Source organism: Campylobacter concisus, assembly GCF_902460665.1.
Lineage (GTDB): Bacteria > Campylobacterota > Campylobacteria > Campylobacterales > Campylobacteraceae > Campylobacter_A > Campylobacter_A concisus_AL.
In genome coordinates this window covers 470,476-493,001 of the sequence record NZ_CABPUR010000001.1, presented here as the reverse complement: position 1 = coordinate 493,001, position 22,526 = coordinate 470,476, and the positions used below count along the sequence as shown (strand labels likewise).

Annotated in this window: 36 protein-coding genes; all 36 read right to left on the bottom strand. The window is 38.4% G+C overall.

The annotated features are described in order from the left end of the window. Positions 1 to 48: 48 nt before the first annotated feature. The 36 genes from tkt to rplV all read right to left on the bottom strand — a co-directional run bounded on the left by tkt (position 49) and on the right by rplV (position 22,521). Positions 49 to 1,959: a transketolase gene (gene tkt, locus F3G66_RS02575; protein WP_149707033.1), complete on the bottom strand. Its 1,911-nt coding sequence runs from the start codon at positions 1,957 to 1,959 to the stop codon at positions 49 to 51. Positions 1,960 to 2,068: 109 nt separating this feature from the next. Then, positions 2,069 to 2,968: a polyprenyl synthetase family protein gene (locus F3G66_RS02570; protein ID WP_149707032.1), complete on the bottom strand. Its 900-nt coding sequence runs from the start codon at positions 2,966 to 2,968 to the stop codon at positions 2,069 to 2,071. Further along, positions 2,965 to 4,074: a DUF7488 domain-containing protein gene (locus tag F3G66_RS02565; RefSeq protein ID WP_149707031.1), complete on the bottom strand. Its 1,110-nt coding sequence runs from the start codon at positions 4,072 to 4,074 to the stop codon at positions 2,965 to 2,967. Before F3G66_RS02565 ends, F3G66_RS02570 begins: the two co-directional genes overlap by 4 nt. Next, positions 4,071 to 4,385, bottom strand: coding sequence for a YbaB/EbfC family nucleoid-associated protein (locus F3G66_RS02560; protein WP_002941513.1), 315 nt, complete (start codon positions 4,383 to 4,385; stop codon positions 4,071 to 4,073). The genes F3G66_RS02565 and F3G66_RS02560 overlap by 4 nt, the downstream gene beginning before the upstream one ends. Positions 4,386 to 4,388: 3 nt before the next feature. Continuing rightward, positions 4,389 to 4,736, bottom strand: a complete 348-nt coding sequence (gene panD, locus F3G66_RS02555; RefSeq protein ID WP_002941539.1) for an aspartate 1-decarboxylase — start codon at positions 4,734 to 4,736, stop codon at positions 4,389 to 4,391. A 2-nt stretch (positions 4,737 to 4,738) separates the two neighbouring features. After that, the gene (locus F3G66_RS02550; RefSeq protein ID WP_149707030.1) at positions 4,739 to 6,022 is read right to left on the bottom strand and encodes a UDP-N-acetylmuramoyl-L-alanyl-D-glutamate--2,6-diaminopimelate ligase; all 1,284 of its coding nucleotides are present in this window, start codon (positions 6,020 to 6,022) and stop codon (positions 4,739 to 4,741) included. Next, complete coding sequence (locus F3G66_RS02545; protein ID WP_021091130.1) at positions 6,000 to 6,554, bottom strand: hypothetical protein; 555 nt, start codon at positions 6,552 to 6,554, stop codon at positions 6,000 to 6,002. Before F3G66_RS02545 ends, F3G66_RS02550 begins: the two co-directional genes overlap by 23 nt. Continuing rightward, positions 6,541 to 6,816: a NifU family protein gene (locus F3G66_RS02540; protein ID WP_021091089.1), complete on the bottom strand. Its 276-nt coding sequence runs from the start codon at positions 6,814 to 6,816 to the stop codon at positions 6,541 to 6,543. Before F3G66_RS02540 ends, F3G66_RS02545 begins: the two co-directional genes overlap by 14 nt. 209 nt (positions 6,817 to 7,025) lie before the next feature. Continuing rightward, positions 7,026 to 7,943 (bottom strand): NrtA/SsuA/CpmA family ABC transporter substrate-binding protein, encoded by a 918-nt coding sequence (locus tag F3G66_RS02535; protein WP_149707029.1) that lies wholly within the window; start codon positions 7,941 to 7,943, stop codon positions 7,026 to 7,028. A gap of 76 nt (positions 7,944 to 8,019) precedes the next feature. After that, a complete protein-coding gene (locus tag F3G66_RS02530; protein ID WP_149707028.1) occupies positions 8,020 to 8,712 on the bottom strand; it encodes an ABC transporter ATP-binding protein in 693 nt (230 codons plus the stop codon). Then, positions 8,709 to 9,458 carry an ABC transporter permease gene (locus tag F3G66_RS02525; RefSeq protein ID WP_149707027.1) on the bottom strand — a complete coding sequence of 250 codons (750 nt, stop codon included), beginning with the start codon at positions 9,456 to 9,458 and terminating at the stop codon, positions 8,709 to 8,711. Before F3G66_RS02525 ends, F3G66_RS02530 begins: the two co-directional genes overlap by 4 nt. Next, positions 9,455 to 10,063, bottom strand: a complete 609-nt coding sequence (locus tag F3G66_RS02520) for a hypothetical protein (RefSeq protein WP_149707026.1) — start codon at positions 10,061 to 10,063, stop codon at positions 9,455 to 9,457. Before F3G66_RS02520 ends, F3G66_RS02525 begins: the two co-directional genes overlap by 4 nt. A gap of 122 nt (positions 10,064 to 10,185) precedes the next feature. After that, complete coding sequence (locus F3G66_RS02515) at positions 10,186 to 11,190, bottom strand: hypothetical protein (protein WP_149707025.1); 1,005 nt, start codon at positions 11,188 to 11,190, stop codon at positions 10,186 to 10,188. Positions 11,191 to 11,475: 285 nt separating this feature from the next. Beyond that, a complete protein-coding gene (rplQ, locus tag F3G66_RS02510) occupies positions 11,476 to 11,832 on the bottom strand; it encodes a 50S ribosomal protein L17 (protein ID WP_002941584.1) in 357 nt (118 codons plus the stop codon). 11 nt (positions 11,833 to 11,843) lie between these two features. Continuing rightward, positions 11,844 to 12,878 (bottom strand): DNA-directed RNA polymerase subunit alpha, encoded by a 1,035-nt coding sequence (locus F3G66_RS02505; RefSeq protein ID WP_149707024.1) that lies wholly within the window; start codon positions 12,876 to 12,878, stop codon positions 11,844 to 11,846. Positions 12,879 to 12,892: 14 nt separating this feature from the next. Continuing rightward, on the bottom strand, positions 12,893 to 13,519 hold the full coding sequence (rpsD, locus tag F3G66_RS02500) for a 30S ribosomal protein S4 (RefSeq protein ID WP_054197275.1): 627 nt from the start codon (positions 13,517 to 13,519) through the stop codon (positions 12,893 to 12,895). 25 nt (positions 13,520 to 13,544) lie between these two features. Beyond that, a complete protein-coding gene (rpsK, locus tag F3G66_RS02495) occupies positions 13,545 to 13,937 on the bottom strand; it encodes a 30S ribosomal protein S11 (RefSeq protein ID WP_021091081.1) in 393 nt (130 codons plus the stop codon). Between the two features lie 22 nt (positions 13,938 to 13,959). Then, positions 13,960 to 14,328, bottom strand: a complete 369-nt coding sequence (gene rpsM, locus F3G66_RS02490) for a 30S ribosomal protein S13 (RefSeq protein ID WP_012140556.1) — start codon at positions 14,326 to 14,328, stop codon at positions 13,960 to 13,962. A 3-nt stretch (positions 14,329 to 14,331) separates the two neighbouring features. Then, complete coding sequence (rpmJ, locus tag F3G66_RS02485) at positions 14,332 to 14,445, bottom strand: 50S ribosomal protein L36 (RefSeq protein ID WP_002941545.1); 114 nt, start codon at positions 14,443 to 14,445, stop codon at positions 14,332 to 14,334. Between the two features lie 189 nt (positions 14,446 to 14,634). Then, positions 14,635 to 14,853 (bottom strand): translation initiation factor IF-1, encoded by a 219-nt coding sequence (gene infA, locus F3G66_RS02480; RefSeq protein ID WP_002848031.1) that lies wholly within the window; start codon positions 14,851 to 14,853, stop codon positions 14,635 to 14,637. A gap of 34 nt (positions 14,854 to 14,887) precedes the next feature. Next, entirely contained in the window at positions 14,888 to 15,646 is a 759-nt protein-coding gene (gene map / locus F3G66_RS02475) for a type I methionyl aminopeptidase (protein ID WP_072595226.1), read from the bottom strand. 1 nt (position 15,647) lies between these two features. Beyond that, positions 15,648 to 16,910 (bottom strand): preprotein translocase subunit SecY, encoded by a 1,263-nt coding sequence (gene secY, locus F3G66_RS02470; protein ID WP_149707023.1) that lies wholly within the window; start codon positions 16,908 to 16,910, stop codon positions 15,648 to 15,650. After that, a complete protein-coding gene (rplO, locus tag F3G66_RS02465; protein WP_021089212.1) occupies positions 16,910 to 17,311 on the bottom strand; it encodes a 50S ribosomal protein L15 in 402 nt (133 codons plus the stop codon). Before rplO ends, secY begins: the two co-directional genes overlap by 1 nt. Before the next feature lie 15 nt (positions 17,312 to 17,326). Then, positions 17,327 to 17,770 (bottom strand): 30S ribosomal protein S5, encoded by a 444-nt coding sequence (gene rpsE, locus F3G66_RS02460; protein ID WP_002941646.1) that lies wholly within the window; start codon positions 17,768 to 17,770, stop codon positions 17,327 to 17,329. 15 nt (positions 17,771 to 17,785) lie between these two features. Further along, a complete protein-coding gene (gene rplR / locus F3G66_RS02455; protein WP_085658472.1) occupies positions 17,786 to 18,142 on the bottom strand; it encodes a 50S ribosomal protein L18 in 357 nt (118 codons plus the stop codon). 10 nt (positions 18,143 to 18,152) lie between these two features. Further along, positions 18,153 to 18,689: a 50S ribosomal protein L6 gene (rplF, locus tag F3G66_RS02450; protein ID WP_054197279.1), complete on the bottom strand. Its 537-nt coding sequence runs from the start codon at positions 18,687 to 18,689 to the stop codon at positions 18,153 to 18,155. Positions 18,690 to 18,879: 190 nt separating this feature from the next. Next, positions 18,880 to 19,275 carry a 30S ribosomal protein S8 gene (gene rpsH / locus F3G66_RS02445; RefSeq protein ID WP_021091129.1) on the bottom strand — a complete coding sequence of 132 codons (396 nt, stop codon included), beginning with the start codon at positions 19,273 to 19,275 and terminating at the stop codon, positions 18,880 to 18,882. 9 nt (positions 19,276 to 19,284) lie between these two features. Next, complete coding sequence (locus tag F3G66_RS02440) at positions 19,285 to 19,470, bottom strand: type Z 30S ribosomal protein S14 (RefSeq protein ID WP_002941532.1); 186 nt, start codon at positions 19,468 to 19,470, stop codon at positions 19,285 to 19,287. Between the two features lies 1 nt (position 19,471). Continuing rightward, positions 19,472 to 20,017, bottom strand: a complete 546-nt coding sequence (gene rplE, locus F3G66_RS02435; protein ID WP_002941643.1) for a 50S ribosomal protein L5 — start codon at positions 20,015 to 20,017, stop codon at positions 19,472 to 19,474. Between the two features lie 5 nt (positions 20,018 to 20,022). After that, entirely contained in the window at positions 20,023 to 20,259 is a 237-nt protein-coding gene (gene rplX / locus F3G66_RS02430; RefSeq protein WP_002941666.1) for a 50S ribosomal protein L24, read from the bottom strand. Continuing rightward, positions 20,259 to 20,627, bottom strand: a complete 369-nt coding sequence (gene rplN / locus F3G66_RS02425) for a 50S ribosomal protein L14 (protein ID WP_021091075.1) — start codon at positions 20,625 to 20,627, stop codon at positions 20,259 to 20,261. The genes rplX and rplN overlap by 1 nt, the downstream gene beginning before the upstream one ends. Next, positions 20,627 to 20,878, bottom strand: coding sequence for a 30S ribosomal protein S17 (gene rpsQ, locus F3G66_RS02420; RefSeq protein WP_149707022.1), 252 nt, complete (start codon positions 20,876 to 20,878; stop codon positions 20,627 to 20,629). Before rpsQ ends, rplN begins: the two co-directional genes overlap by 1 nt. 1 nt (position 20,879) lies before the next feature. Next, positions 20,880 to 21,074: a 50S ribosomal protein L29 gene (gene rpmC, locus F3G66_RS02415; RefSeq protein WP_002941625.1), complete on the bottom strand. Its 195-nt coding sequence runs from the start codon at positions 21,072 to 21,074 to the stop codon at positions 20,880 to 20,882. Then, the gene (gene rplP / locus F3G66_RS02410; protein ID WP_021091116.1) at positions 21,061 to 21,486 is read right to left on the bottom strand and encodes a 50S ribosomal protein L16; all 426 of its coding nucleotides are present in this window, start codon (positions 21,484 to 21,486) and stop codon (positions 21,061 to 21,063) included. The genes rpmC and rplP overlap by 14 nt, the downstream gene beginning before the upstream one ends. 2 nt (positions 21,487 to 21,488) lie before the next feature. Beyond that, on the bottom strand, positions 21,489 to 22,187 hold the full coding sequence (rpsC, locus tag F3G66_RS02405) for a 30S ribosomal protein S3 (RefSeq protein WP_002941650.1): 699 nt from the start codon (positions 22,185 to 22,187) through the stop codon (positions 21,489 to 21,491). A 1-nt stretch (position 22,188) separates the two neighbouring features. Next, positions 22,189 to 22,521 carry a 50S ribosomal protein L22 gene (gene rplV / locus F3G66_RS02400; protein ID WP_009295259.1) on the bottom strand — a complete coding sequence of 111 codons (333 nt, stop codon included), beginning with the start codon at positions 22,519 to 22,521 and terminating at the stop codon, positions 22,189 to 22,191. Between the last annotated feature and the right edge of the window lie 5 nt (positions 22,522 to 22,526).

Genomic DNA, 22,526 nt, shown 5'->3' with positions numbered 1-22,526 from the left:
TTTTTGATTTTAGATTGCAGTTGGGGATTTTACTCCCCAAGATTAAATTTATATAAGTTCGCTAGCAAAATTTGCAAGTTTTTGCGGAGTAAATCCAAAGTGATCAAATAGCTCGTTAGCCTTGCCACTAGCGCCAAAGCTATTCATGCCATAAACTGCGTCAGCAAATTTATACCACTCATAGCCAGTTGCAGCTTCAACTGCGATGATGGTTGTATTTTTGTCTAAAATTTTAGCCACATACTCATCTGGCTGCTCGCAAAGTAGGTCAAAACAAGGAGCTGACACGATGTTTGCACCAATGCCTTGTTCGCCAAGAATTTCAGCTGCTTTTACACAGAGTGATACCTCGCTACCACTTGCTATAAATGTTATCTTCGCATCTTTTGACGAGCTTAAAAGATATGCGCCGTTACTCACCTCGCCAAATTCGCCTTTTGCAAGCGGATCAAGCCCTTGACGGCTAAGCACAAAGGCACTTGGAGCGTTTAAATTTAGAGCGACTTGCCAGCTGGCTGCATTTTCGTTGCCATCAGCTGGGCGGAAAGTATAGAAATTTGGCATCGCTCTAAATGTGCTAAGCTGCTCGATAGGCTGGTGCGTCGGACCATCTTCGCCAACGCCGATGCTATCGTGCGTGAAGACAAAAAAGTGCTTGATACCCATGAGCGCTGCTATCCTCGCACTTGGTTTTAGATAGTCGCTGAAAATAAAAAATGTTGCTGAAAATGGCAAGAAAAGGCCGTATCTTGAGATACCGTTGTTGATAGCTGCCATGGCGTGTTCTCTGATGCCGTAGTGGATATTTTTGCCATTTGGAAAGTCGCCCATACCCTTTAGCTCAGTCTTATTTGAAGGAGCTAAGTCAGCGCTGCCGCCGATAAAGCCAGGTAGTTTTTTAGCTATCTCATTTAAAATGACATGATTTGTATCTCTTGTGGCTAGCTTTTTGTCGCTAAAGTCTGGAAATTCGATCTTACTAAAGTCTGGATTAAGAAGCGAGTTTAGTAAATTTTTGCCTTCAATGCTTAGCGCCTCAACCTTTTTGTTCCACATCGCCTCTTCTAGATCGCCCTTTTCAACTGCACCTCTAAATCTTAAAAGCACGTCCTCATCAATGGCAAATTTCTTCTCAGGATCAAAGCCAGCTGCAGCCTTCGCCTTTTTGATGATCTCTTCGCCAAGTGGCGCGCCGTGGCTGTGGTGTGAGCCTTCAAGCTCCATTGCACCGCGTGCTATACGTGTGTTTGCGATGATGAGATATGGCGACTCTTTCTCGTTTGCCTGCTCTAGTGCAAATTCGATCTGATCGTAGTCGTGTCCATCGATGCGCGCGACCTCCCAGCCCTGCGCCTCAAACCTGGCTTTGACATCCTCGCTAAATGATATTGCTGTGTCGCCCTCGATCGTGATGTTGTTTGAGTCGTAAATGAGCACAAGGTTGTCTAGTCTTAAATTTCCAGCTACAGAACATGCCTCGTAGCTTATACCCTCTTCAAGATCGCCGTCGCCGCAAAGGCAGTAAATTTTATGATCGATTATTTTATTGTCCGGCTCATTTAGCACGTTTGCAGCGTATTTTTCTGCCATGGCTAGGCCAACTGCATTTGCTACGCCTTGACCAAGTGGGCCAGTAGCAACCTCAACGCCTGGAGTGTGAATTTCTGGGTGTCCTGGAGTGTTTGAGCCAAGTTGGCGAAAATTTTTAAGCTCGTCAAGGCTTAAATCGTAGCCGCTTAAGTGCAAGAAGCTATAAACCAAACTTGATGCGTGACCACCGCTAAAAACCAACCTATCTCTATTTAGCCATTTTGGATTTTTTGGATTGTGTTTTAAAAAGTTGCTTAAAACCACCATAATATCAGCTAAACCCATAGGCGCACCTGGGTGTCCGCTGTTAGCGTTTTGCACCATGTCAGCGCACAAAAATCTTATAGTATCGGCTTGTTTTTTTAGCATATGATCTCCTTTTTATTGCGTCAGATTATACAAAAAAGTGATTAAAACTTGCCTTGCGTTTTTGCCCAAAATGTCTAAAAAGTGATATAAATTTACGAAATTTACGCGCTTATCTTAAGTGCTTGTCTGTAAGCTCTAAGATCATCTTTGCAATGCTTGCATCTACCTGTTTTAGCGCCTCTTCTATCTCGCTAATTAGCTCATCTTTTTTCTTTTTTGCACCAGATAGACCAAGTAAATTTGTAAATGAGTTTTTAGCTAGGTCGTTATGCACAGGCTTTCCAGCGGCCGCCTCGTCGCTTGTAAGATCGATGATGTCGTCTTGTATCTGAAAAGCAAGGCCGAGCTTTAGTCCGATATCATAAATTTTCTCGCACTCTATTTCGTCTAAATTTACTATCACAGCACCCATTTTTAGGCTAGCAGCGATCAGCTTTGCGGTTTTGTGGATGTGTAAAAATACTAGCTCATCAAGGTTTAGCATCTTGCCAGAGAGACCAAATTTAGCCTTTGCTCTTTTGATGTCCTCTTTGTTTGTATTTTCAAAAAAACAATCAAGCGCCTGACCTAGCACCATACCGCTAACGCCAGCATTCTCGCTTAAAATTTCCACGCATTTTATACGTGTTTCAGCACTCAGATCAGCGTGTGAAATTTCATAAAAAGCATGCGTATTTAGCGCATCTCCTGCAAGTATGGCAGTCGTCTCGTCGTATGTGACGTGAAGCGTTGGTGTGCCACGCCTAAGGCTTGCGTTATCCATCGAAGGTAAATCATCATGAATGAGCGAGTATGTATGCATCATCTCAAGACCCAAAGCCGCTCTCATGGCCTTTTGCGTGAGGCTTTTATCCACACTTTCCACCACGCCAAGAAGCAAAAGCGCCCTAAAGTGCTTGCCCCCAGCCTTTAGCATAACGCCAAGCGCCTCCTCATAATAAGGGTGAAAGCTAGGCGCCTTTGGCAAATTTGCGTTTAGAAATTTTACAAAGTCCTCAAGTATGCTCATTTTGGTACTCTTGCAAAAAACTGAAAGTCATTTCTAGTAAATAGAAGCGTAAATTTTTTTAATTCACCAAGCTTCTCTAAAAGCTCTTCACGGCTACTCACGCTTTGTTTATCAAAACCCAAAATTTTATCGCCGGTCTTGATGCCAAAAATTTCTGCATTTGACTTTGGCTCGACCTTGGTAACGACTAAATTTTTATCCACCGTGATACCATAATCCACCAAAATCTTATCATCAAGCATTGTTTGTGGCTCTTTTGGCATGATATTAAAATTTGGTATGTCAAGGCTTGAAGGGGCGTCTACATCGAGACTTTGGTTAAATTTCACATCCCCACTTACTGGCACTTGAAAGAGCATTTCTTGCTTATCGCGCTTCACGATGATGTCAAGCTTTGCGCCCTTTGGAGCAAAAAGTACCATCTCATTCAGCTCTCTTAAGCTCTTTGGCTTGATGCCATTTACACTAACTAGCTCGTCATCAACCATCATCATCTTGCCACGGCCCAAAGGATCGACAAGACCTACAAAAAATTTATCCTCTTTTTGTAAAAATTTCACGCCGATATCACCGTAATAGACGTCATCATAAGATACAAAGTGCTTTAGATAACGATTTGGTATAAATTTATCAGCTCCAACAGCTATGCCTATCATCTTGCAGCAAGGGGTATTTATCTCGCCAGTCGCGTTATACTCGAAGCTTAGCGTATCAAAGTCGCCTAAATTTTGCCCTAAAGACTTGATGTGGCCCATGACGGTGTTGTTTGCGTCATTTAAGATGCCAACCCAAGTGCTCTTTTTAATGCGTTCCTCGTTGGTCTCATCAGCCATCACAACAGGGCTTAACTCTTTGCTAGAGCGCACTAAGAAAAGCTGCAAATATGGGTCAAATTTGACATATTCGCCAAGCGGAGCTCCCTCGCTTTTTGGCACTGCAATCAAATTTTTAGTGATAGCCACGCCAAAGTGTTTATTTACTGAGACGATTGAGTTTTTGTTCTTTTCAAAGCAGGCGTTAAAGTCCTCTTGTGTAGGCCTAGGATCGGCGTTTAGGCAAAGCGCTGATAGCAAAAAAGCAAGGGCAAATTTATATTTTAGTCTCATTTTATCCCCATCGAAGCAAGGCCACCAAGCATCCTTGAAGCGGTGTTCTTCTTATCAGCCTCAACTGATTTTAGCACGTCATTTACGGCGCTTATTAGCAAAATTTGCATGCTCTCTTTATCTTCAAGCAAGCTATCATCTATGCTGATATCAAGTATCTCGCCGCTACCGTTAGCTCTCACGCTTACCAGTCCGCCGCCGCTTTTTGCACCAAATTCTTTATTTTTGCTCTCTTCTTCCATCTGCTTGGCCTGCTTTTGCACATCCTCGAGCATCTGCCCCATCTTTGAAAAGTCAAATCCCTCAAACATCGCCTACTCCTTTATGATCTCGTTTTTGTTATTTACGTGCACGATGGTTGGCTTAAATTTCTTAGCCTTTTTAAATTTCATGCTAGCGTAAGCCACGATGATGACCACGTCTCCTACGCAGACCTTTCTAGCAGCTGCGCCGTTTAGGCAAATTTCGCCTTTTTTGCCCTTTATCACGTAGGTGGCAAATCTCTCGCCGTTATTCACGTCTAAAATTTCAACCTTTTGATTTTCTATCAAATTTGCAGCCTTTATAAGCTCCTCGCCGATGCTGATCGAGCCAACATAGTTTAAATTTGCGTCTGTTACGACGGCTCTGTGGATCTTACTAGCTAAAATTTCTATATTCATTTTTACCTCTTTAAAAGCTCTTTTACTACTTCTTTGTCGCTAAATGGGTGCTTGACGCCCTTTATCTCCTGATATGGCTCGTCGCCTTTGCCAAGTATGACAAGCGCCCAGCCGGGTTCTAGCTTGCTGATAGCCAGTGCGATCGCTTCTTTGCGATTGACGTTTCGTATCAAATTTTCATTTTGGCTCATACCAGCGCAAATTTCATCGATTATGCTCTCTGGCTCTTCGCTTCTTGGATTGTCACTAGTGACTATGCAAATTCTTGCGTATTTTTGGGCTATTGCTCCCATTTTAGGGCGTTTTGTCCTATCTCTGTCGCCGCCTGCACCAAAGACTGCGATCAAATTTAGATGTCTAAGCGAGTTTAGCACCTTTTCTATGCCATCTGGAGTATGAGCAAAGTCCACAATGACTAGCGGATCGGTGCTAACGACCTCCATCCTACCGCTCACACCTTTAAATTTACTTATCGCCTTTGAAAGTGCGGCTGCGTCTGGTCGCTCTAGCAGGCAAACGGCGCCAAGAGCTGCAATTAGGTTGTAAAGATTAAACTCGCCTTGCAAGCTTGAGTCTATCTCCACATCGCCATTTGGCGTCTTGATAACCGCGTCTATGCCGTCCTTTAGCCCATAAACTACCGGCGCAAAGCTGGCTGGCTTTTTGAGCGAATACGTATAAGCGTTTTTTGGGTTAAATTTAATGCCATTATCATCAGCATTTATAAGCTTCATGCAATCATCATCAAAAAAGCTCGACTTTACCCTAGCATACTCCTCCATGCTCTTGTGGTAGTCGAGGTGGTCTTGAGTCAAATTTGTAAAAATTTTAAGAGCAAATTTCAAGCTCTCTATACGCTTTTGAGCGATCGCATGCGAGCTAACCTCCATCACGAAGTGCTCGCAGCCTTGCTCGCTGGCTGCTTTGAGGTATGAAAGAGTCTTTAAAATAGCACTCGTCGTAAGCGCCTTGCCATCTATCTGCTTGCCCTCTATAAATGCCCCTCTTGTGCCACTTAGGCCGCATTTTTTACCTAAATTTCGCAAAGTCTCATAGATAGCAGCAGCCGTTGTGGTCTTGCCATTTGTACCTGTGATGCCAACTATCTTTAAGTTTTCATCGATTTTTAAAAGTTTCTTGCACTCTTCAAGGCTGATTATCTTAGCGCCATTTTTTACCGCTACCTCCGCAAATTTTGCGTTTGCAGCAGTTTGCACGAAAAATGAGCCCTCTTCGCACTCGTTTGAGTCATCTGTTATGAAGCTATTTTCTACTGATATTTTCATCGTTTTGTCTTTTTTGTATCTCTTTAAAAAGCTGATCTATGCGCTCATCACCGCCAAACATCACCGCCGCACTCTCAAGATAGTTTATACTCATTTCGATAAAGTCATTTTTTATCAAATTTCCTAAAAATTCTAAAAAATCATCTTTGTTTGAGATCATGACCTTGGTTGAGAACATGATGTTTTCAAAGACTTTTTTGAAGCTCCCATCCTTATAAACAGCCTTTTTAAAATCCTCATAGCTGATCGCATCTTGCTCTTCAAAATACTCATCACTAGCCAATCTTGATTCTAAAATTTTTAAAATTTCATCCATTCCTTCATCATCTTCGCCAGCTCTTAGTTTATCCATAAAATAGTCAAATAAAAGTTTTGCTTCCTCTGCATTTTTCTCGCCAAGGGAGCAAATTTGTATCAAAAATAGTAAATTTTTATCCTGTGTCTTTTCGTAAGCTAGAGAGAAGTAAAAGATCGCTTCTTTAAATTTAGAACGTTTGAAGTGTTTAATGCCTATTTTTTTATAATCTATCAATGTCAAATTCCTCGCCAATCGGGATATTTACGACCTCAAGCTCTGGGTGAATATCCATACGAAGTTGTCTTTCGAGTCCATATTTTAGTGTAGTTGTGCTAGCTGCACATCCATGACAATGCCCTGTAAGTCTTACATAAATTTTGCCGTTTTTTATGCCAAGTAGCTCCATGCCACCGCCATCATTTTCAAGCATCGGTAATACCTTTTGCAAACTCGCACTGACTGGTTTTAAAAGTTCTTCATCGCTAAATGGGATCATATCTTTTTCCTATTAAATTTTTGGGCTATTATAGCAAAATAAAAATGCAAAAAATAATGGCTATATTTTTGCTTAGCGCTAATTTTGCTTTGTAATGTAAACCTTTTTGATACGCCTAGTCAGCTTTAGTTTTTAAATATTTGAGCTAAAATTTAGTAAATTTTTGATTATAAGTTTTAGGATAAAAGGGCAAATTTCGCCCTTTTTGTTTAATCTATTAGAAGCGATTTTATATCTACTTTTTGCTCGATCATCTTGCTCTCAAGCATAAATTCTTGCGTAGCCTCAAGTGCTTTTATATCTTCAGGCGTGATCTTTGGACTAAAGTCATACTGCGGATACATACTCTTTACCGCCTCTATGCTAAGCCCGGTCTCTTCAGCTGTAAATTTTAATGCCTCTTCCTCATTTGCTTTCATAAAAGCCAAAATTTCATCTTGGGCCTTTTTAAATTTTTCAACTAGATCTTTATGCTTTTTGTAAAATTCTCCGCTTGTGGCAGTGACGATGACTGGAGTGATGACGCCCTTGCCTGTTGTTACGACACTAAGTCCTGATTTTTTAGCATTATAAGCAGCTGGTCCAGCAAGAAGTGCTGCATCGACGCTACCATTTTCAAGTGCAGCTTGTGCAGCTGGGATGCCCATAGAAACGAACTCTACGTCATTTATGCTTAGACCGCCAAGAGCAAGATACCTAACCAAAAGCTCATTTAATATCGTACCTTTTGGCCCTGCTATTTTTTTACCTTTTAAGTCTTTAGCGGTTTTTATGCCTTTATTTTTAGCAAATATCGCAAAAGCTTCAGGTGCTCTTGAATAGGCACTTATGATCTTTATGTCAGCTTTGTTTGCCGCGGCAAGTATGACTGAAGTTCCGCCCACGCAGTTTAGAAACTGGAGCGAATTTGAAGCTAGAGCTTGAGTCTGCTTTGCACCTGATGTTATCTCAGAGTACTCAACTGGTATGCCAAAAGATTTAACATAAAAGCCCTTAAATTTATCGACGATTGAGGGGACGTTTAGCGGCGATTTGACGTAGGTCATGCCGATCTTATCTAGCTCACTTGCGTTTGCGACTAGACAAAGCAAAGAGGCTGCACACAAAATCTTAAAAAACTTTCTCATATTTGCTCCTTTAAAAATTTTCCAAATTATATAACTTTTTGCTTCGTTTTGGTTTTAATTATCATTTTATAAAATGCTAAATTTCACTCAAAATTTTACGCTTTAAATTTATTAGTTCATCGCAAAGCAAATCTCTTGGCTTAGCTAGATTTGATAGATCATAGCTTGATTTCATCCCACCTTTTTCAAGCAAAATTATCTCATCTGCTAAATATAGGGCTTCATCGACATTATGAGTGACAAAAATGATGGTTTTACCAGCTTGAAGCTTTAAAATTTCAGCCTGCATGCTGGCTCTCGTAAAAGCATCAAGTGCCGCAAATGGCTCATCCATAAGGATCAAATTTGCTTCATATGCTAGCACTCTTGCAAGAGAAACGCGTGAGCTCATGCCGCCAGATAGCTGCGAAACAGCGGCGAATTTAAAGTCATTAAGTCCTATCATTGATATGAGTCTATCTATCTTTACCTCGTCTATCTCATGCTTTTTAAGCGCAAATACGATATTTTCATAGACATTTAAAAAAGGCATGAGCCTAGGCTCTTGAAATACAAAACCGATCTTTGCTTGCTCTTTAAATTTTATCTCGCCTAGACTTACACCCTCAAGTCCAGCAATAAGCCTTAAAAGCGTAGTTTTACCGCATCCACTTCTGCCAAGTATAACGGTGATCTTATCTTTTTTTATAGTTAAATTTAGCTCTTTTAAAACATCAATGCGCTTGTCATTAATAAAAAAATGCTTTGATAAATTTAAAATTTCTATCATTTTTCGCCTCGTAAAAGGCTAAATTTAGATATCAAAAACAAAAATATCCTATCTATGAGCACACCGCAAATTCCAATCGTAAAAATGCCAACAAATATCCTATCTGCGCGTGAAAGCTCCTCTGCGTCCAGTATAAGATAGCCTAGTCCGCTAGAAGCTGCGATCATCTCCGCTCCCACAATCGCTCGCATAGCGTAGCCAAAACCTATGCGCATACCTACAAAAATATCCTTTATGGCATTTTTTAGGATGATTTTGTAAAAAATTTCAAATTTACTAAAACAAAAAATTTTACCAACTTCAATAAGCTTCACATCGCAGCTAGTTAGCCCTTTTGAAATGCTTAAAAACATTGGGAAAAACGATGCTAGGATGATAATAATGATTTTTGGAGTTTCGTTTATACCAAACCAAAGCACCAAAATAGCAATAAGGCTAAGTGGCGGAACATTTCTAAAAAACTCCAGTATCCACTCATAATAAATGCTAGCTTTTGGAAATAGCGCCGCCACTCCGCCAAAAATGAATGCCAAAACAAAAGCCAAAATATAACCAACAAATATACGCTTAAAGCTAATCATCACATGCGTTATTAGCTCGCCGCTTAAGCTCATGTCAAACATCGTTTTAAGTGTCGTAATAGGACTTGGCAAGATATAGGGCGTGAAAATTTCTAGCTCGCAAACGACCTGCCAGAGAGCAAAGATCACTAGGATCAAAACGCTCTTTTTAAAAATTTCTATCACAGCCCATCTCCATTGTGACAGCCATTTTCACAGTATAAAAGCTCGATGATATGATAGTTTTTAAGCTCGCTAAATTTATATGAAAATGCGTTTTGTATCTTTTCTTTACTGCATAAGCTTAGTGTTTTTATGCCTAAATTTTCAAAAAATCCAGGCGGGATCGGACTTGATTCTATTTTGCTTATTTGTAAATTTATGTCGTTTAGCTCTTTAAATTTTTTCCATGTTAAAAATGTAGTTCGCTCTAGCTTTAAAGAATTTCCAAGCTCAGCCAAGTCCTCACAAGGCGTTGTTATATAAAGCCACTCATTTTCTTTTAGATTTGAGCTAAGCTCGATGGCGCTTTCTATTAAAATGGGATTTAAGCTTGAAATATTGTTTAAAAATTCTTTGAAATTTGATCTTATAAAATTTACAGCTCTTGGACAGCGACTGTCTAAAACCATGCCTTTAGAGCATAAATTTTTATATGAATTTTTGACATCACAAACATGATCTTTTTCGCACTCTACTATGTTAAAGCCCTTATTCTGCAAAAGCTCTTTTAATGCAGAGAAGTCATACATATTTTTTACAACAGGATTTAGCCAAAGTAGCTTTCTCACGAGTTCTCCGTAATTTTAATAATAGAAATCAAGATTCTATCATTTAAAAATTTAAACCAAGTAAAAAGAGCTGCTTATAACTAAAAGCATAAAGATAAGCGGTGCAAAAAACTAAATTTAGCCTACACTTTTATATCTAGTTTATGTTTTTGCTCCACTTTTTCCATTAGTTTTAGTATATCAACTCCGTTTTTCTCAAGTTGCATTAGCTCCTTAAGATAGGTAAATTTCTCATCTTTGTTGATGTCGTAAGTAGCCAGTTTCTCGCTTCGTCCGATCACTGAAGCATAGACTTTGTTGCCATCAAGTTTGTCTGTATTTTGCACATTATAAAGCGAGAGCACGCCCTCTACCACCTCTTTAAAATCCGCCCCACTCTTCATGCCAGCTTTCATAAGCGTAAGAAATCTCTGTCTGCTCTCTTCATCAGTGAAATTTATATTTTGTAGAGTTTGATACTCAACTGGAGGCTTATTTGTACTAGTTAGCATGGAGATAGCCTTTTTGCCTATTGTGATACTCTCCACACCGACTCTTTCTCCAAGATACTGCCTAAGCGCATAATCAATCCACTTATCTTTAAACTCATCTATGCTTAGGTCCTTATCAAGTATCTCAAACCCTTCCACATGGCTCTTGTGACCAAGCCCAAGAAGTGTGTTGCCATCAAGTTTTGATGTGTATTCTTTTGCAAAGAGATCAACATCTGTTGGATAATATCCTATGATCTCTTCGTGAGCTCTGCCAAAACCAAGTGCTTTGGTCTGGTTGATAAAATTTTTGAGATCATTTATCTCATCTTGGCTGACTTGTTTGTCGTAACCCATGAGCTTACCCCAGATGCTTATCTTGCCATTAGCAGCCATGCCTGAGAGTGAGAAATTGCTAACAAATGTTAGATTTTCGCTATTTTTTTGAAATTTTATCGTATTTGTTTCATTTAAATTTATTGGCTCACCTCTAGTATCGGTATGACTTTTTTGCTCATCAACCAAACTGCTAGATGAATCATTTAAAGAATTTTTGTTTATATTGGATTTAGTATTTTTAGTATCAAGCTCTTGTGCTCTACTACTTTGTGAGCCAACATAAAAATTTGTCCCAACTCCATTTACACTACCTATCATCTCAAATCCTTTGAAATTTATAAGATATTTGAAACAAATATCGTCTTAATAAAATAAAATTTTAGTAAAGAGTTCAAAGGTAAAAATTTAAAATATGTGATTTTAGATTAGAAAATTTGCAACTTTTAACTATAAAAAATTTTATGATTTTTTGGTTAATAAATTTGATAGATAATTAAAGAAATTTATAGTTTGAGAAAGCTTTTGGAAGAAGGATTTTATTTTAAAAGTGGTGTAATTTTATATTCAATAAATTAAAAAAAGAGAGCCGAAGCTCTCTAATAATTATTCAGCTACTAGCTCTATATAAGCCATCTCTGCTGCGTCGCCTCTGCGAACACGAGTCTTGATGATTCTTGTATAGCCACCATTGCGCTCTTTAAATTTTGGAGCTACTTCAGTAACTAATTTATTTGTTGTTTCTTTATCTTGCAAAGAAGCAAATACTGCTCTATGAGCGTTAGAATCACCTTTTCTAGCTCTTGTGATTAGCTTTTCAACATAGCTTCTAAGCTCTTTTGCTTTTGGTAAAGTCGTCTCTATCTTTTCGCTTTTGATGATAGCTATCGCTAAATTTTTAAGCAATGCAGATCTATGAGATGACGTTCTACCAAGTTTGCGATATCCGTGTTTATGTCTCATCTATTGTCCTTTTATTCTTTTACACTCATTTGTGCTTTAAGCTCGGTTATTTTCTTTCTTAGTTGCTCTTTGCCATCTTTTAACACATCGGCACCAACTGGATAGCCTATCTCTTCCATAACCGCTTTAATCTCTTCAAGAGATTTTTTACCTAAATTTTTAAGCTCTTTAAGCTCATTTTCGTCCATTAATGCAAGCTCGCCGATAAATCTAATATCAGCTTTGTCAAGGCAGTTAAAACTTCTAGCACTTAAATTTAGATCTTCTACGCTAGAAAGTAACTTTGAAAACTCGCCACCTGCAGTTGAGCTAGCAACTGGAGTACTAACATCAATATCTAAAATTCCTTTAAATACTGACATTTGTTGATACATAGCTTCTAAACAATTTTTAAAAGCCTCTATCGGACTAACTTGACCATCAGTTGTTATAGTAAATACGATCTTTTCATAGTCTGGATCATCCTCAACCAAGACATTTTGTATATCATAAACTGCTTTTTTAACAGGTGTAAAGAAAGCATCAAGTGCGATATAGTCGTCTTCAATCTCTTCTCTGATCTCAATCTCTTCTCTGATCTCTTCACTAGGAACATATCCGATACCTTTTTGAATGATAACTGAAAAATTTAACTCAGCATCTTCGTTTATTGTAGCAAGGTATGCGTCTGGGTTAACGATCTCAACTAGATCATTATTTAGATCAGCCCCAGTTATCTCTTTTGGTCCTTTAAAGCTATACTCTATAACTTCGCGCTCGCTGGTGCTTTTTAATTTAAATCTGATCTTTTTCAAATTTATAATAAAAAAAGCTACGTCCTCTAGCATACCTCGCATACTATCAAATTCGTGGCTAACGCCTTTTATCTTTACACCAATAGGAGCAAAACCTACTGTACTTGTGTAAAGAAGACGACGCAATGGGTGAGCCAAGGTAACAGCATAGCCCGCCTCAAAAGGATATGCTGTAATGTTAGCAACATTTTCACTAACACTTTTAACTTCAATTTCAGTTGGCATATAAGCTGATGTAGTAATCTTTCTCATCTTTATACCCTCTATTATTTTGAATAAAGCTCTACTATAAATCTTTCCTCAACAGGAATGATAACCTCTTCTCTTTCTGGATTTCTAGTGAAAATTCCAAATTTTTTCTCTTTTTCAACATCTACCCAAGCAACAATACCAGTTTGTGCTGTAAGATCTATCGCACGAACAATTTGTGGATTGTTTTTAGATTTTTCAACAATCTCTACTTTTGCGCCAGGTTCAACTCTGTAAGATGGTATATCTACTCTTTTGCCATTTACTAAAATATGTCCATGAGTTACTAGCTGACGAGCAAAACGACGAGTTGTTGCAAAGCCCATTCTATAAACAACATTATCTAATCTTTGCTCTAGTAGTTGAACCAAAAGGGCACCAGTGTTGCCCTCGCGGCGTGCTGCTTCTTGAAATAATCTTCTAAATTGTTTCTCTGAAACACCGTACATAAATTTAGCTTTTTGTTTCTCGCGAAGTTGTAAGCCATATTCGCTTATTTTTGCTCTTCTTTGTCCATGTTGTCCTGGCGCATAAGGTCTTTTTTCAAAAGCACTTTTACCAGCAAGTCTTCTTTCGCCTTTTAACGCAAGAGACACACCAAGACGTCTTTCTAATTTTTCAACAGGTCCTGTATATCTAGCCATAATAATTTCTCCTATTTTTCTCTAATTATACGCGGCGGCGTTTTGGCGGTCTACAACCATTGTGTGGTAAAGGTGTAATGTCTTTAAAGAAAGATACTTTAATTCCTTCAACAGTTCCTACACTTTTAACAGCCGTTTCACGTCCGCTACCTGGACCTTGAACCTTAATACCAACTTCTTTTATACCATGCTCTTTTGCTTTATTTAGAGCATCTTCAACTGCCTGCTGAGCTGCATAAGGAGTTGATTTTTTACTACCTTTAAAGCCTAAGCCACCCGCACTACTCCATGCAATAGCATTTCCCATTTCATCAGTTACAGTTACCATAGTATTATTAAATGTTGCACTGATATAAACGATACCTTTGGCTATGCTTTTTCTAACTACTTTTTTCTTAACAATTTTTCTTTTCGCCATTTATTATCCTTTAACCCTTGCCTTACTTAGTAGCTGCACCGACAGTTTTACGTCTGCCTTTTCTGGTTCTAGCATTAGTTTTAGTCTTTTGACCACGAACAGGAAGACCTTTTCTGTGGCGAAGACCTCTATAACTTCCAAGATCCATAAGAGCTTTGATATCCATAGCAACTTGTTTTCTCAAGTCACCCTCAACGACGTGATGCTCTTGAATTTCTTTACGGATAGCTGCTGCTTCATCTTCACTAAGCTCATAGACTCTCTTGTCATAAGAAATTCCAGCTGCGTCAAGAATTTGACGAGATTTGTAAAGACCTATACCATATATATAAGTCAAACCATACTCTATTCTCTTTTTGTTTGGTAAATCTACACCTGCAATACGTGCCATGCCTTATCCTTGTCTTTGTTTATGTTTTGGATTTTCGCAGATAACACGAATTATGCCACTACGTTTGACAATTTTACATTTGTCACACATCTTCTTTACAGAAGGACGAACTTTCATTTTAGTCTCCTAAAAATTTATTCCACTTTTTTAGGGGCTGCATCAGGTCTAAAGAAAGAATTTAAACCAACTATTTTCAAAATAAGTGGGGAACTTTGAAAATAATTCTTCATACAGCTTTTCGCAAAGCTTGGATTTTATCCAAAACCAGCTTTAAATTTACTTAGCATATTTGCCACAAAGTCAAATTTACTTATATCTATAAGTGATCCTGCCCTTGTCTAGGCTATATGGCGTAAGTTCTACTTTTACACGGTCGCCAGGCATTATCTTTATATAATGCATTCTCATTTTTCCAGCGATATGACATAAAATTATATGTTTGTTGTCAAGCTCAACTTTAAAAGTTGCATTTGGCAGTGCTTCAACAACATTTCCATCAATCTCAATGACATCGTCTTTTGCCACAAACTCTCCTTTCTTTAAATTTTTGCCATAAATTTTACGCTTGGCTTAAAATTTCGGCTTTGCCATTAACTATCGCCATGCAATGCTCATAATGGCTGGTTCTTAAACCATCTTTTGAGGTTACTTTCCAGTTATCGCTTCCTAAAACTGGCGTGCCGTCTTTTTGGCAGATCATTGGCTCTATACAAAATACCATTCCTTCTTTTATCTTTGGTCCAGCTTTTGGGTTATGCCCCTCAAGATAGTTTGGAATTTCTGGCTCTTCGTGTGGCCTTTTTCCTATACCGTGACCGCAATATCCACGTAAAGGCACATAACCTCTACCAAGAATAAATTTCTCAAGCTCGTAGCAAATTTCTTTAAAATGCATACCAGCTCTTATATAGTCAATCGCAAAATATAGTGCATCTTTTGAGCAAGCGATCAAAGCCTCGTCTTCTTTTGAAATTTTACCAACTCCAAATGTCCTAGCCGAATCACCAAAATAACCATCTAAATTTGAGCCGATATCAACGCTAACGATATCACCCTCTTTTAGTTTGTATTCATTTGGGATTCCGTGGATCACCACTTCATTGACGCTTATGCAAGCTGCATTTGGAAAGCCATAAAGACCTTTAAAAGCAGGTTTTGCCCCAGCAGCCCTTATCATATCTTCACAAATTTTATCTATCTCAAGAAGGGAAATTCCAGGCTTTATAATCGTAGAAATGTGATCAAGAGTTCGAGCGACGATCTTGTTCGCCGCTCTCATTTTCTCTATCTCAGCTGGTCTTTTAAGCGTGATAGCCATTTTATAGACCTACTGCGCTTAGAGTTTGGTATTTGTTTGTATAAGACTGAGCTTCTATACGCCTCATCGTATCAAGTGCTACTGAAACCACGATAAGTACTGATGTGCCACCAAAATAAAATGGAACACCCATAGTCTTTACAAGCACCCAAGGTAGTGTTGAAATGATACCCAAGTATAAAGCACCGCCCAAAGTTAGCCTGCCAGCTACTTCATTTAGATAGCTAGCTGTACTCTCGCCTGGTCTAACGCCTGGAATAAATCCGCCTTGTTTTTTTAAATTTTCACTTATATCTTTTGTGTTAAATACTATCGATGCGTAGAAAAACGCAAAGAAGATAATAAATAAAAATGTTAAAAAGTTAAACATATAGCCATTTGGACTTAAAAAGTCGTTGATAGCCTGGATTACTGGATTTGTGCTAGCCTGCAAAATAGTACTTGGAAACATCAAAATCGCACTAGCAAATATCGGTGGAATAACACCGCTTAAATTTACTTTGATCGGTATATAGTTCATTATACGTTTGTTTTGATTTTCCATTATCACTTTTCTTGAGTAAGAAATAGGGATACGCCTTTCGCCCATCTCGACAAATATAATAGCACCAATAGTAGCTAATATAATCACCAAAATAGCGATAACTGTTAGAAAATTCATCTCAGAAGTATTTACCAAATTTACAGTTCCACCGATCGCACTAGGTATACCAGAGACGATACCAGCAAAGATGATAAGACTTATGCCGTTGCCTATACCACGTTGTGTTATTTGCTCACCTATCCACATAAGTAGCATAGTTCCAGTTAGCATAGATACAGCAGAGATCGCGATAAATAAATTTATATCTATCATGATAGCTTGTTCGCCACCGCGTCCACTTAAACTTTGAAGTCCGATAGAAACACCGATTGATTGTACAAGAGTGATAACGATGGTTGCATAACGTATGATTTGCATGTACTTTTGCATACCGTCACGCTCTTTTTTCATCTGACCTAATTTTGGAAATGTTGCTGCTAAAAGCTCCATAATGATCGAAGCTGTAATGTAAGGCATGATACCTAAAGAGATAATACTTAAACGCTCAGCAGCCTTACCACTAAACATATTAAATAAGCCCAAGGCATTGCTATTGTTTGAATTAAAAAATTCTTTAATTACGTCGACATTAACACCAGGAACTGGCACATAAGCCAGTATCCTGTATGCGAACAAAAATGCCAACGTGATTAAAATCTTGTTGGTCAGTGTTTTATCCATTATTTTGTTCCGCTAACGCTAACGTTCTCGTCTTTGATCTTAGAAGCAAGAGCTTTTGCGCTTGCACCGATTAGTTTTATCTTAGTAACGCTCTTTGAAATTTTATGAACGCTAGCTATTGTTGCTATTGAAATTTCAGCAAGCTCTTTTATAGCTGCAATTTTCTCGACATTAATAACATAAGGTTTTTCAAATTTAGAAGTAAAGCCTACTTTTGGAAGACGTCTTTGAAGTGGTTGTTGTCCGCCCTCAAAACCTCTTTTCTCATTGTAGCCTTTTCTTGCTCTTTGACCTTTGTTACCTTTGCCAGCAGTTTTGCCATTGCCGCTACCTTGACCACGACCTATTCTTTTGGTTGCATGAGTTGAACCTGCGGCAGGTGTTAATTTTTCTAATGCCATCTTAACTCCTTTCTCTTAGCTTTTTAGCAAACTAAGTGCTTTTATAGTAGCACGAACGACGTTTGCTGAGTTGTTTGAGCCAAGTGATTTAGTAAGGATATCCTTAATACCTGCAAGCTCGATAATAGGACGTGCACTACCACCAGCGATAACACCAGTACCCTCGCTAGCTGGGCGAAGTAGCATTCTACTTGCGTTATATTTTACCTCTACATCATGAGGGATAGTTGTGCCTTTGATCTTAACGTGGATAATATTTTTAAATGCGTCGTCAATCGCTTTTCTCATCGCATCTGGCACCTCTTTAGCTTTGCCATATCCAAAACCAACTAGGCCATTTCTATTACCAACAACAACTAAAGCTGTAAATCTAAATCTACGACCACCTTTAACAACCTTTGTAACCCGACCGATATCGACGATTACTTCTTCAAATTCTTCTCTATTATATTTTTCCATCGATTTTCCTTTGGGTTATAGCTTGATGCCATTTTCTCTTAAAGCTTCAGCAAATGCTGCGATAACGCCATGATACAAATAACCATTTCTATCAAAAACTGCAACATCTATCTTCTTAGCTTTTAAAGCCTTAGCAAATTCTTTAGCTAAAGTGACCGCACCTTCTTTATTTGCTTTTATGCCTATCTTTCTGCCATCAACCGCAGCTAGTGTAGTAGCTGTAACGTCATCAATCGCTTGAACATAAAGAGTTCTGTTTGATTTGAAAATAGAAACTCTTGGGCAAGATGCAACACCAGAAATTTTACCTCTGATTCTTCTTTTTCTCTTAATTCTAAGAGCGATTTTTCTTTTTAGTACTTTTGCTGTCATTTACCGCTCCTTACTTCTTAGATGTCTTGCCCGCTTTGCGGATGATACGTTCTTCTAGATATTTAACGCCCTTACCTTTATATGGCTCAGGTGGTCTAAATCCTCTAACTTGAGCAGCCACTTGACCTACTACTTGTTTGTCATCGCCTTTGATAGTAATAACGTTTTTCTCAACACTAGCTTCAACGCCTGCTGGTAGCTCATAGTTGATAAGGTGTGAAAAACCAAGAGAAAGCTCTAAAATTTTACCTTTTGCAGCTGCTTTATAACCAACGCCGTTGATCTCAAGCTGGCGAGTAAATCCCGCAGTGATACCAGTTACGATATTATTAGCAAGTGCTCTATATGTTCCCCAGTAAGCTCTACTTTGGCGATCTTCGCCCTTTGGAGCAAAAACTATATGACCATTTTCTACCTTGACATCAACATGACCTTTTGTGTCAAGCTCTTTTATATGATTGCCCTTTTTAAATTTTAGGACATTATTTTCAACGCTAACGTCTACACCACTTGGGATAGCGATAGGCTGTTTTCCAATACGTGACATTTTTTTCCTTTACTTGTCTAGGGTGTTCCTACATTTACGAATAAACACCACAATGCCGTAAATTTTATCGTCAAATTTGACGAAACCTTCATTTGAATTTCTAAATTTAGCTTTGGCAAAATCTAAAATTTTACCAAGCTAAAAATTTAACCTTAAAATCATAAGGTTAAATAGCGTTTAATGCAGTTTATTACCAAACCGTACAAAGAACTTCGCCGCCAACGCCAGCCTTACTTGCTTCAATACCGCTCATAACGCCTTTACTTGTGCTAACGATAACTGTTCCGTAACCATTTTTAAAACGCTTAATGTCGTCTTTGCCTTGATAAACACGACGACCAGGTTTTGAAACCCTTTTAAGCTCGTTTATAACGCTTCTGCCGTACTCATCATACTTTAAAACTACATTTATAAATTTCTTGTTACCTTCTTCGATAACGTTGTAGCTCTCTACATAGCCTTTTGCTGCAAGGATAGAAAGAGTAGCCTCAACAACCTTAGAATGAAGCAATTTCGCAGTTTCAAGCTTTCTCATACTTGCATTTCTAATGCGTGTTAATCCATCTGATATTAAATCGTTTAACATTTCTCTTCCTTACCAACTTGCTTTTTTAAGACCAGGTATTAGACCTTCGTTAGCCATTTTTCTTAGGCAAACACGGCAAATTCCAAAATCTTTATAAACAGAGTGCGGACGACCGCAAATTTGGCATCTAGTATAGCCACGAACCGCAAATTTTGGCTTGCGTGCAGCTTTTGCTATCATTGATTTCTTTGCCATTTTACTTTCCTTTTGCAAACGGCACACCAAATAGCTCTAGCAATTTGAATGCCTCTTTATCATTTTTAGCCGTAGTAGCAATCGTAATATTCATACCATGAGTTCGTAAAATTTTATCATACTCAACCTCTGGAAACATTAGCTGCTCGCTAAGACCGAAGTTATAGTTTCCACGTCCATCAAAGCCATTTTTTGGAAGACCACGGAAATCTTTAACTCTTGGAAGAGCAACGCTGATTAGCTTATCTAAGAAAGCATACATTTGCTCTTTTCTCAAAGTTACTTTGATACCAACAGGGAAACCTTCGCGAACTTTAAAGCCAGCAACTGATTTTTTAGCATCAGTGATAACTGCTTTTTGTCCAGCGATAAGTGAAATGGTATCAGCCATATTTTGAAGCACTTTCTGATCTTTAGCAGAGTCTCCAGCGCCTACACTGATCACAATTTTCTCAAGTGCAGGGATAAGCATTGGATTTTTGATGTCAAATTCTTTTACGAGAGCTGGCTTGATAGTTTCGTTAAATTTATCTTTTAATCTACTCATATCTCTTATCCTTCAACTTTCGCGACATTTGATATGTCAATTGGCATCTCTTTATTTACGTGACCACCATTTGGAGTTTTTTCGCTTGGTTTGATAGCTTTTTTAGCTATTTTACATCCCTCAACTATAACCTGACCTTTTTTTGCAAGAACTGCTAAAATCTTACCAGTTTTGCCTTTATCGTCACCAGCGATAATCTTAACGGTATCGCCTTTTTTGACTTTAAATTTTACATTAGCCATTATAAAACCTCCGGAGCTAGCGAAACAATCTTCATAAAGTTAGCATATCTAACTTCACGTCCAACTGGTCCAAAAATACGAGTGCCGACTGGCTCTTTTTTGCTATCAAGTATAACAGCTGCATTCTCGTCAAAGCGGATTAGCGAACCATTATCTCTTTGAACCTCTTTTTTAGTTCTTACAACAACAGCTTTTACAACTTGTCCTTTTTTGATCTTTCCATTTGGAAGAGCTTTTTTAACAGAGCAAACTATGATATCGCCAAGTGTAGCGTATCTTCTTTTGCTGCCACCAAGAACTTTTATACACATTAACTCTTTTGCACCACTATTATCAGCAACTGCAAGTCTTGTAAAACTTTGAATCATTACTCAACTCCCTTTGCCAATACAGTTTTTAAGCGAAAATTCTTACGAGCTGAAAGCGGTCTGCACTCGATTGCAACAACTGTATCGCCTGCTCTTGTCTCATTTTTCTCATCGTGAACTAAATACTTTTTAAAGCGTTTTACAAATTTATGGTATCTTGGATGCATAACGCGTCTTTCTACCAAAATAGTAGCTGTTTTATCTCCAGCTTTTTGTAAAACAACACCTTGAATTTCTCTTTTTAATGCCATTTTACGCCCCTTGTCTTGTTGCACTAATTGCAGTGTTGATCTGAGCTATCTCTTTGCGAACAGCACTAATCTCATTAGGGTTGCTTAACTGCATAGTTTTTAGCTTTTGTCTTAAAGTAAATAAAAGCACCTTTTTCTCTTTTAGCAACGCGTTTAATTCTGCAACGCTCTTATCTTTTAACTCAGTATATTTCATTTTCACTCTCTCGCGTTACAAATTTTGATTTGAAAGGAAGTTTGTGTAAAGCCAAAGTTAGAGCTTCACGAGCCAACTCTTCGCTAACACCAGCCATTTCAAATATTATACGACCAGGTTTGATATTCATAACCCACTCTTCAACTCCAGCCTTACCCTTACCCATACGAGTTTGTAGAGGTTTTTTAGTAAGTGGCTTATCAGGGAAAACCCTAATCCAAATTTTAGCCTGTCTTTTTACGTGACGAGTTAGAGCTTGACGAGCAGCTTCTATTTGGCGAGAATTTATTCTGCCAGCTTCAACAGCTTTAAGTGCAAATTCGCCAGTTGCTAAAGATGCTCCACGAGTCGCATAACCACGGTTGCGACCTTTCATTTGCTTACGAAATTTCGTTCTTTTAGGCATCAACATAATTATTTACCTCTTCTTGCTCTACGTGTTTTCTTAGGTGCTTCTTCTTCAGTTTTCTCAGGTTGAACACCTTTTTGAAGAACCTCACCTTTAAAAATCCATACTTTAATACCTATGTTTCCATAAGTCGTATGAGCCTCAGCTACACCATAATCTATCTTTGCTCTAAGAGTATGAAGCGGAACGCGACCTTCTAGATACCACTCGGTTCTTGCCATCTCAGCACCACCTAAACGACCAGCAACTGAAATTTTGATACCTTTAGCGCCTGATTTTTGAGCACCTTGGATAACTTTTTTCATAGCACGTCTAAATGCGACACGCTTTTCAAGTTGCATAGCTACGTTTTCAGCAGCAAGTTGAGCTGAAGCTTGAGCTTTTCTTTCTTCTTTGATATTTACATTTACTTCTTTACCGATAAGTTTGCTAACTTCGTTCTTTAGATTTTCAACATCTTGACCTTTTTTGCCGATGATGATACCAGGACGAGCTGCAACTACGGTTACACGAAGTTTTTTAGCCGTTCTTTCGATTAGAATTTGGCTAATTCCTGCATAGTAAAGCTTTTTCTTTAAAAATGCACGAATTTTGTAATCTTCACCGATATTTTCAGGAAGACTTTGTTTGGTTGGAAACCATCTAGATTCCCAGTTGCGGTTAATTCCTAGTCTAAGACCTATTGGATTTACTTTTTGTCCCATATTATGCTTCCTTCTTTTCAGGTTTAGATACTTCTACCATTACATGAGAAGTAGGTTTGCGAATTTTGCTCGCTGTTCCTCTTGCTCTTGGTCTAAATCTCTTTAATACAGGACCAGCATCAACGCGGCAACTAGTTACTACAACCTCTTCTGGCTCAAATCCGCCATTTGCTACTGCTGAGCTAATAGCGTTTGCTATAAATTTAGCACCACGATTTGGCATAAATTGCAAGCTTGCAAGTGCTAGCTCGGCATTCATGCCTTGAACTTCTCTTGCTATAAGTCTTGCTTTTGTAGGAGAAAGTCTTACGAATTTTATAATTGCTTTACTCATATTAT

Bases quoted from the DNA above. Each gene is read 5' to 3' on its own strand.
- tkt (WP_149707033.1), bottom strand. From the start codon at position 1,959: ATGCTAAAAAAACAAGCCGATACTATAAGATTTTTGTGCGCTGACATG.
- F3G66_RS02570 (WP_149707032.1), bottom strand. From the start codon at position 2,968: ATGAGCATACTTGAGGACTTTGTAAAATTTCTAAACGCAAATTTGCCA.
- F3G66_RS02565 (WP_149707031.1), bottom strand. From the start codon at position 4,074: ATGAGACTAAAATATAAATTTGCCCTTGCTTTTTTGCTATCAGCGCTT.
- F3G66_RS02560 (WP_002941513.1), bottom strand. From the start codon at position 4,385: ATGTTTGAGGGATTTGACTTTTCAAAGATGGGGCAGATGCTCGAGGAT.
- panD (WP_002941539.1), bottom strand. From the start codon at position 4,736: ATGAATATAGAAATTTTAGCTAGTAAGATCCACAGAGCCGTCGTAACA.
- F3G66_RS02550 (WP_149707030.1), bottom strand. From the start codon at position 6,022: ATGAAAATATCAGTAGAAAATAGCTTCATAACAGATGACTCAAACGAG.
- F3G66_RS02540 (WP_021091089.1), bottom strand. From the start codon at position 6,816: ATGATCCCATTTAGCGATGAAGAACTTTTAAAACCAGTCAGTGCGAGT.
- F3G66_RS02535 (WP_149707029.1), bottom strand. From the start codon at position 7,943: ATGAGAAAGTTTTTTAAGATTTTGTGTGCAGCCTCTTTGCTTTGTCTA.
- F3G66_RS02530 (WP_149707028.1), bottom strand. From the start codon at position 8,712: ATGATAGAAATTTTAAATTTATCAAAGCATTTTTTTATTAATGACAAG.
- F3G66_RS02515 (WP_149707025.1), bottom strand. From the start codon at position 11,190: ATGATAGGTAGTGTAAATGGAGTTGGGACAAATTTTTATGTTGGCTCA.
- rplQ (WP_002941584.1), bottom strand. From the start codon at position 11,832: ATGAGACATAAACACGGATATCGCAAACTTGGTAGAACGTCATCTCAT.
- F3G66_RS02505 (WP_149707024.1), bottom strand. From the start codon at position 12,878: ATGAGAAAGATTACTACATCAGCTTATATGCCAACTGAAATTGAAGTT.
- rpsD (WP_054197275.1), bottom strand. From the start codon at position 13,519: ATGGCTAGATATACAGGACCTGTTGAAAAATTAGAAAGACGTCTTGGT.
- rpsK (WP_021091081.1), bottom strand. From the start codon at position 13,937: ATGGCGAAAAGAAAAATTGTTAAGAAAAAAGTAGTTAGAAAAAGCATA.
- rpsM (WP_012140556.1), bottom strand. From the start codon at position 14,328: ATGGCACGTATTGCAGGTGTAGATTTACCAAACAAAAAGAGAATAGAG.
- rpmJ (WP_002941545.1), bottom strand. From the start codon at position 14,445: ATGAAAGTTCGTCCTTCTGTAAAGAAGATGTGTGACAAATGTAAAATT.
- map (WP_072595226.1), bottom strand. From the start codon at position 15,646: ATGGCTATCACGCTTAAAAGACCAGCTGAGATAGAGAAAATGAGAGCG.
- secY (WP_149707023.1), bottom strand. From the start codon at position 16,910: ATGGATAAAACACTGACCAACAAGATTTTAATCACGTTGGCATTTTTG.
- rplO (WP_021089212.1), bottom strand. From the start codon at position 17,311: ATGGCATTAGAAAAATTAACACCTGCCGCAGGTTCAACTCATGCAACC.
- rpsE (WP_002941646.1), bottom strand. From the start codon at position 17,770: ATGGAAAAATATAATAGAGAAGAATTTGAAGAAGTAATCGTCGATATC.
- rplR (WP_085658472.1), bottom strand. From the start codon at position 18,142: ATGACAGCAAAAGTACTAAAAAGAAAAATCGCTCTTAGAATTAAGAGA.
- rplF (WP_054197279.1), bottom strand. From the start codon at position 18,689: ATGTCACGTATTGGAAAACAGCCTATCGCTATCCCAAGTGGTGTAGAC.
- rpsH (WP_021091129.1), bottom strand. From the start codon at position 19,275: ATGTTAAACGATTTAATATCAGATGGATTAACACGCATTAGAAATGCA.
- F3G66_RS02440 (WP_002941532.1), bottom strand. From the start codon at position 19,470: ATGGCAAAGAAATCAATGATAGCAAAAGCTGCACGCAAGCCAAAATTT.
- rplE (WP_002941643.1), bottom strand. From the start codon at position 20,017: ATGAGTAGATTAAAAGATAAATTTAACGAAACTATCAAGCCAGCTCTC.
- rplX (WP_002941666.1), bottom strand. From the start codon at position 20,259: ATGGCTAATGTAAAATTTAAAGTCAAAAAAGGCGATACCGTTAAGATT.
- rplN (WP_021091075.1), bottom strand. From the start codon at position 20,627: ATGATTCAAAGTTTTACAAGACTTGCAGTTGCTGATAATAGTGGTGCA.
- rpsQ (WP_149707022.1), bottom strand. From the start codon at position 20,878: ATGGCATTAAAAAGAGAAATTCAAGGTGTTGTTTTACAAAAAGCTGGA.
- rpmC (WP_002941625.1), bottom strand. From the start codon at position 21,074: ATGAAATATACTGAGTTAAAAGATAAGAGCGTTGCAGAATTAAACGCG.
- rplP (WP_021091116.1), bottom strand. From the start codon at position 21,486: ATGTTGATGCCTAAAAGAACGAAATTTCGTAAGCAAATGAAAGGTCGC.
- rpsC (WP_002941650.1), bottom strand. From the start codon at position 22,187: ATGGGACAAAAAGTAAATCCAATAGGTCTTAGACTAGGAATTAACCGC.
- rplV (WP_009295259.1), bottom strand. From the start codon at position 22,521: ATGAGTAAAGCAATTATAAAATTCGTAAGACTTTCTCCTACAAAAGCA.